Annotated in this window: 6 protein-coding genes; 1 reads left to right on the top strand and 5 read right to left on the bottom strand. The window is 64.8% G+C overall.

The window, feature by feature from the left end:
- Positions 1–65: 65 nt before the first annotated feature.
- Positions 66–569 (bottom strand): helix-turn-helix domain-containing protein, encoded by a 504-nt coding sequence (locus M3P27_05945; GenBank protein ID MDP9267852.1) that lies wholly within the window; start codon positions 567–569, stop codon positions 66–68.
- Between the two features lie 376 nt (positions 570–945).
- On the opposite strand from M3P27_05945, the gene M3P27_05940 reads away from it, so the two are divergent.
- Positions 946–1,527 (top strand): HD domain-containing protein, encoded by a 582-nt coding sequence (locus tag M3P27_05940; GenBank protein ID MDP9267851.1) that lies wholly within the window; start codon positions 946–948, stop codon positions 1,525–1,527.
- A gap of 35 nt (positions 1,528–1,562) precedes the next feature.
- Here M3P27_05940 and M3P27_05935 read toward each other — a convergent pair whose 3' ends face one another.
- The 4 genes from M3P27_05935 to M3P27_05920 all read right to left on the bottom strand — a co-directional run bounded on the left by M3P27_05935 (position 1,563) and on the right by M3P27_05920 (position 5,396).
- Complete coding sequence (locus M3P27_05935) at positions 1,563–2,540, bottom strand: VWA domain-containing protein (GenBank protein MDP9267850.1); 978 nt, start codon at positions 2,538–2,540, stop codon at positions 1,563–1,565.
- A 19-nt stretch (positions 2,541–2,559) separates the two neighbouring features.
- A complete protein-coding gene (gene hutH / locus M3P27_05930; protein ID MDP9267849.1) occupies positions 2,560–4,098 on the bottom strand; it encodes a histidine ammonia-lyase in 1,539 nt (512 codons plus the stop codon).
- Between the two features lie 58 nt (positions 4,099–4,156).
- On the bottom strand, positions 4,157–4,570 hold the full coding sequence (locus tag M3P27_05925) for an acyl-CoA thioesterase (protein MDP9267848.1): 414 nt from the start codon (positions 4,568–4,570) through the stop codon (positions 4,157–4,159).
- Between the two features lie 82 nt (positions 4,571–4,652).
- A complete protein-coding gene (locus M3P27_05920) occupies positions 4,653–5,396 on the bottom strand; it encodes an enoyl-CoA hydratase-related protein (GenBank protein ID MDP9267847.1) in 744 nt (247 codons plus the stop codon).
- Positions 5,397–5,463: the final 67 nt, after the last annotated feature.

Here is a 5,463-nt window from a genome sequence, read left to right as displayed (position 1 = left end):
GTCCGAAGACCGTGCCGCTGTTTGGCACAGCAAAAGCGCCGCCGATGCGATCGTCTCTCCGAAGATCAGGCGCTGCGTCGTGGCCGCAAGGTCAAGTCCCGCACCTGTGCCAGCAGACTCTGGCGCTGCATGCCGTCGAGCTTCGACACAAAGGGCAGCAGTTGGGTGATGAACTCGTCGGTCATCAGCTCGCGCATGAGTTGCTCACGCGTCGGGCTGCCGCCGCTCAGTAGGTCCGGCACAGTCACCTCCAGGGCTTTCGCCAGGCGCTCGAGCGAACTGAGCGTGGGCATCGCCTTCTCATTCTCGATCTTGGATACGTACGTACGCGGCACCTGCATGCGCAGCGCAAGCTGGCGCTGGCTCAGGCCGGAGCGATGACGCAGACTGCGGATCGCGAGTGCGACCTGCAAGTGCTGGCGTCCGTTGCCGTTCCCTTGCGCTGGGGCAGGGATGGGCTCGGGTGTGGCCGCTACCTCCGGCTCATCCGCGTCCAGACAGGTATGGCAACGGCGGCAAAGATTGTTAGTGGTCCGGAATTGGACCAGGAGACAGCGATCACATCTCACCACTTCCCGAGAGTCTACGGGTGCGAGAGTCGTTGCCATCCAGTTGTGGGAGTGCCAGAGCGGGCGCTCACCAGCTCGGTGCGCGATACACCTCGACCCAAGCTGAGGGTAATGTAGGGAGTATGTACGGGACTGTCAACGGAATAATCAGTCAGAAACCACGGCGACTCCGGAAGATAACGGACGATATGCGGAGAAAACACGGAGAAAACCCCTAGGAAGACGCGGCGAGAGGCCGAGTTTACTGTTTGAGTACATCGGGTGTTCGGCGCATGGAATTATTTTCCGGCTAGGGATTCCTCGACTCGCGCTTGTCCGCCGTTGCGGACGCGCGCGTCGCTCGGCATGACAAACATGAGGGGTTACACTCTTCGCCATGGCTATCGATCGCAACGCGGCGTGGGAATTGTTGTGCGAGTTCACGCAATCGGAGTCGCTGCGCAAACACGCGCTCGCAGTCGAGGCGTGCGTCCGCGCGTACGCGAAGAGATTCGGCGAAGACGAGAACGATTGGGGATGCGTCGCGCTGCTGCACGACTTCGACTACGAGAAATATCCCACGCCGGCGGAGCATCCGTTCGTGGGCAGCAAGATCCTGGAGGAGCGCGGATATCCAGACTGGTTCCGCCGCGCCATCCTCTCGCACGCGGAGTATTCGAAGGTCCCGCGCCTGACGAAATTAGAGCACGCGCTCTTTGCCTGCGATGAGCTGGCCGGGTTCATCACTGCGAGCGCGCTGGTGAAGCCGGGAAAATCACTGGCCGAGGTCGAAGCGAAGTCCGTCCGCAAGAAGATGAAGGACAAAGCCTTTGCCCGCTCGGTCTCGCGCGACGACATCACCAAAGGCGCGGAAGAGCTGGGCGTGGAACTCGAAGAGCACATCGCGTTCTGCATCGAGGCGATGCAGGGCATCGCCAAAGAGCTGGGGCTGGCGGGGACGGCGCCCGCTCCGGGCTGATAAGCCTGGCTGACACGCCTGCTGCGGGGAACAGCCTACGGCGCGGCGGGCAGCAGGCCGTGCGGCGCGGAGACGAATATCTGCGCGCGGTCCTTGCGTCCGTCGGCGATGCGGACGTTGAGCGGCTCGGGCCGCGTGACTTTTCCTTCCGGACCAAGTTCCACGAGATAAAAATCGTAGAGCGTGTGGAAGAAGCCGGCGAGGTTGGGGGCCTGGGTGGGAGCCTCTTCCATGCGTCCACCCACGCCCGCCCGCTCGTGGACGAAAGGTGGGCTGGTGAGGTTCCATCCTCCGGTCTCATCGATCAGCGCGGCGACCTTGCCGGTGACGGTGCGCGCCTCAGGGTCGGGAGAATACTGGTCGGTGAGCAGCGCACCGCTAACGCGCACCTTCGCGGCGCGAACTTCCTCGCGCAGGCGCTGGTAGGTCAGCTTGCTGGCGTTGTCCACGCCATCGCTGACCACGAAGATCACGTCGCTGGAGCGCGGCTGCGGGAAGAAAAGTAGCGCCATGTGGATGTCGTCCCACAAGCGGGTCCAGCCGCCGGGGCCGCGCTTGGCGCGGTTCTTTAGGTAGCGCAGGATGGCGTCCGGACTCTCGATCATCTCGGGGGCCTGGTCGTTCACTCCCACCAAGCCGACGGTGCTGTTCGGCGGCAGCGTTTTGAGCAGCTCGAAGACGATGCCGAGGGCGACCCGCCAACGCCCTTGCATGCTGGAGCTTTCGTCGAGCACGACGACGATGCGGATGGGCGCCTGATGGAAGCGGGAGAGGCCGCTGATGGCCACCGGCTTTTCGCCGATGCGCACCACGAGATCCTGCTGCGCGAGGTCGGGGAGCACGGCCCCGTCTTCTCCCACGGCGGAGAGGATGAAGCGGGCTGGCTTTGTCGGCGGCGGAGTGGACGGCTGCGTTGGCGGGGGCGTCGCCGGCGGGCGAGGTGCGAGCGTTTGTCCGTACGCGGATGCGGCAAGCGTGAGCACTACGAGAGCGCGCGTGATGTGCGAGGACATCTAGCTACCTCAACTTCAGCTATCGCAACGGCGCCAGCAGTTCTCCCTGGCGGATGGCGTGGCCGAGTCGGGGGATGTCCGCGGCGATGTTGCGATCCTTGACTACTCGCGCGCTCACGGCACGGATGGCCGCGTGCGCCTTCTCCAGGCGGGCACTGGTTCGGAGCGGCGCGAGATGGTCGAGCGCCTGCGCGGCGGCGAGCGCTTCGATGGCCAGGACGTTGGTCACGTTTGCCAGGACTTGCCTGAGCTTCAGCGCGGCGCCCATCCCCATGGAAACGTAATCCTCTTTATTGCCCGACGTCGTGATCGAGTCGACCGACGCGGGATGCGCGAGCACCTTGTTCTCGCTGACCAGGGCGGCGGCGGTGACCTGCGCCATCATGAATCCGGAGTTCAATCCCGCGGGCTCGGGCGCGAGGAACGGTGGCAAGCCCTCGTTGAGCGCGGGATTCACCAGGCGCTCAAGCCGCCGCTCGCTGATGCCGGCAAGCGCGGCGAGCGCGATGGCGAGGAAGTCGAGCGCGAAGGCGAGCGGCTCGCCGTGGAAGTTTCCACCGCTGACCACATCGCCTTTGCCAGTCCTCTTGTCGGCGAATACCAGCGGGTTGTCCACGGCGGAGTTCATCTCGATCGCGAAGGTCTCGCGCGCGCAGGAAAATGCGTCGCGGACGGCGCCATGCACCTGCGGCATGCAGCGCAGCGAGTAAGCATCCTGCACGCGCGCGCAATCGCGGTGCGACTCGCGGATGTCGGAGCCGGCCAGCAGTTTGCGCAGGTTGGCAGCGGTCTTGATCTGGCCGGGATGCGGGCGCGCGGCGTGGATGCGCTCGTCGAAGGCGGCGTCGGTGCCGCGCAGGGCGTCGAGCGAGAGCGCGCCGATCACGTCGGCGGAATCCGCGAGCGTCTCGGCGGCGAGCAGCGTGAGCGCGCCGATGGCGAGCATGGCTTGCGTCCCGTTGATGAGCGAGATGGCTTCCTTGGCTTCAAGCGTGAGCGTCTTCACGCCGGCGGCCTTCATCGCGCCGGCGCCAGATGTTTTCTTGGCGTCGTTTCCAAATCCAAAAACCGCTTCGCCTTCGCCCATCAGCACGATGCCAAGATGCGCGAGCGGCGCGAGATCGCCGGAGGCTCCCACCGAGCCCTGCGACGGCACGACGGGATGCACGCCGCGGTTCAGCATCTCGCAGAAAGTGTCGATGATGGCGGGACGCACGCCGGAGTGCCCCTGGGCGAGCGAGTTGGCGCGCAGCAGCATCATGGCGCGGACCTCCGCTTCCGCGAGCGGCTCGCCCACGCCCACGCAGTGCGAGCGCATCAGGTTCTCCTGCAACTCGCGGATCTGCTCCGGCGCGATGCGGACGTCGCTCAGCTTGCCCACGCCGGTGTTGACCGCGTAAGCGACCTGGTCGCCGGCGAGCAGGTCTTCCACCACGCCGCGGGCGCGCTCGACGGCCTCGCGCGCGTCGGGCGCGAGCAGCACCGCGCGGCGCTCGTAGACGACCTCGCGCAGAGCGTCGAAGGTGAGGGAAGAGCCGTCGATGTGGAGGGCTTGCATGTCGGAACCTTTTTACCGCAGCGAGCGCAGAGAAGGCAGAGGATTCTGATTCATCGTGCTATCTTTCCGCCGCCGACTGGAATGCTTGCCGGTACTTCTCCGGCAGTAGCGTCTTCTGGAACTTGGAATCCACCACGATGTGCGTGGTCTCGCCTTCGGCGAGCAGCGTGCCATCGGAGGCGCGCACGATCTCATAACCGAAGTGCAGCAGCGACTCACGCATGTTCTTGAGGCGCGTGCGGATGAGCACCTCGTCGTCGTAATGTGCCGGCGCTTTGTAGCGCACGCGCGCGTCGACGACGGCGATGTGGCAGTCATCCTGCTCTTCCATGTCGCGATAGCGGAAGCCCATCTGACGCAGCAGCTCGACGCGGCCGACCTCGAACCACACCAGGAAATTGGAGTGATAGACCACACCCATCTGGTCGGTCTCGGCGTAGCGGACGCGGAGCTTGGTCTCGCCGGTGGTCAAGAACCCACCACAGAGGCACAGAGACACAGAGAAAACCACAGGAACGAAGGATCTGAAGGACGAGAGGTGACAGCTGGCATCGTCATTTCCCCGTCCACTTCGGCTTGCGTTTTTCGAGGAACGAGGTCACGCCCTCGCGGAAATCTTTAGTCGTGCGGATGCGCGCGTTCTCGTCCACCGCGATCTTGATCTGGTCGTCGAGCTTGCGCTTGGCAAAGTCGGAGAGCAGCGCTTTGGTCGCGCGCACCGAGGCGGGCGAGTTCGCCATCAGTTGCGCCGCCAGCTCTTCCGCGCGCGCCAGTTCCTTGCCCGGGTCCACGACCTCGGTGACCAGACCGATGCGGTGGGCTTCGTCGGCGGAGATGATGCGTCCGGTGAGCAGCAGGTCGCGCGCCTGCTTCTCGCCGACCTGGAGCAGAAGAAATGTAGAGACGATGGCGGGCAGGAATCCGATCTTCACTTCGGTGTAGCCGAACTTGGCGTCGCGCGAGGCGATGGTGAAGTCGCAGAGTGTGGCGATGCCACAGCCGCCCGCGACCGCTGCGCCGTTGACGGCGGAGATGGTCGGCTTGGGAAAGTCGTAGATGGTGCGGAACAACTTTGCCATGGTCCCGGAATCTTTGACGTTCTCCTCGTGCGTGCGCGATGTGATGGCCTTGAGGTTGTCGAGGTCCATGCCGGAGCAGAACGCCTTGCCCGCGCCGGTGATGATGACGACCTGCGCGTCCGACTTTTCGCAGGCCGCGAGCGCGGCCAGCAAGTCGTCGATCAGCTCGTAGCTGATGGCGTTGCGCTTGTCGGGACGGTTCAGCGTGATGCGGGCAATGGAACCGGCGCCGCTGGCGCCGCTGGCGCCGGCATCATCGAGCAGCAGAGTGGAGAACTCGCGCGGC

Source organism: Acidobacteriota bacterium (genome assembly GCA_030774055.1).
Lineage (GTDB): Bacteria > Acidobacteriota > Terriglobia > Terriglobales > Acidobacteriaceae > JACPNR01.
This window is presented reverse-complemented; position numbering and strand designations above follow the sequence as displayed.

Bases quoted from the DNA above. Each gene is read 5' to 3' on its own strand.
- M3P27_05940 (MDP9267851.1), top strand. From the start codon at position 946: ATGGCTATCGATCGCAACGCGGCGTGGGAATTGTTGTGCGAGTTCACG.
- M3P27_05935 (MDP9267850.1), bottom strand. From the start codon at position 2,540: ATGTCCTCGCACATCACGCGCGCTCTCGTAGTGCTCACGCTTGCCGCA.
- hutH (MDP9267849.1), bottom strand. From the start codon at position 4,098: ATGCAAGCCCTCCACATCGACGGCTCTTCCCTCACCTTCGACGCTCTG.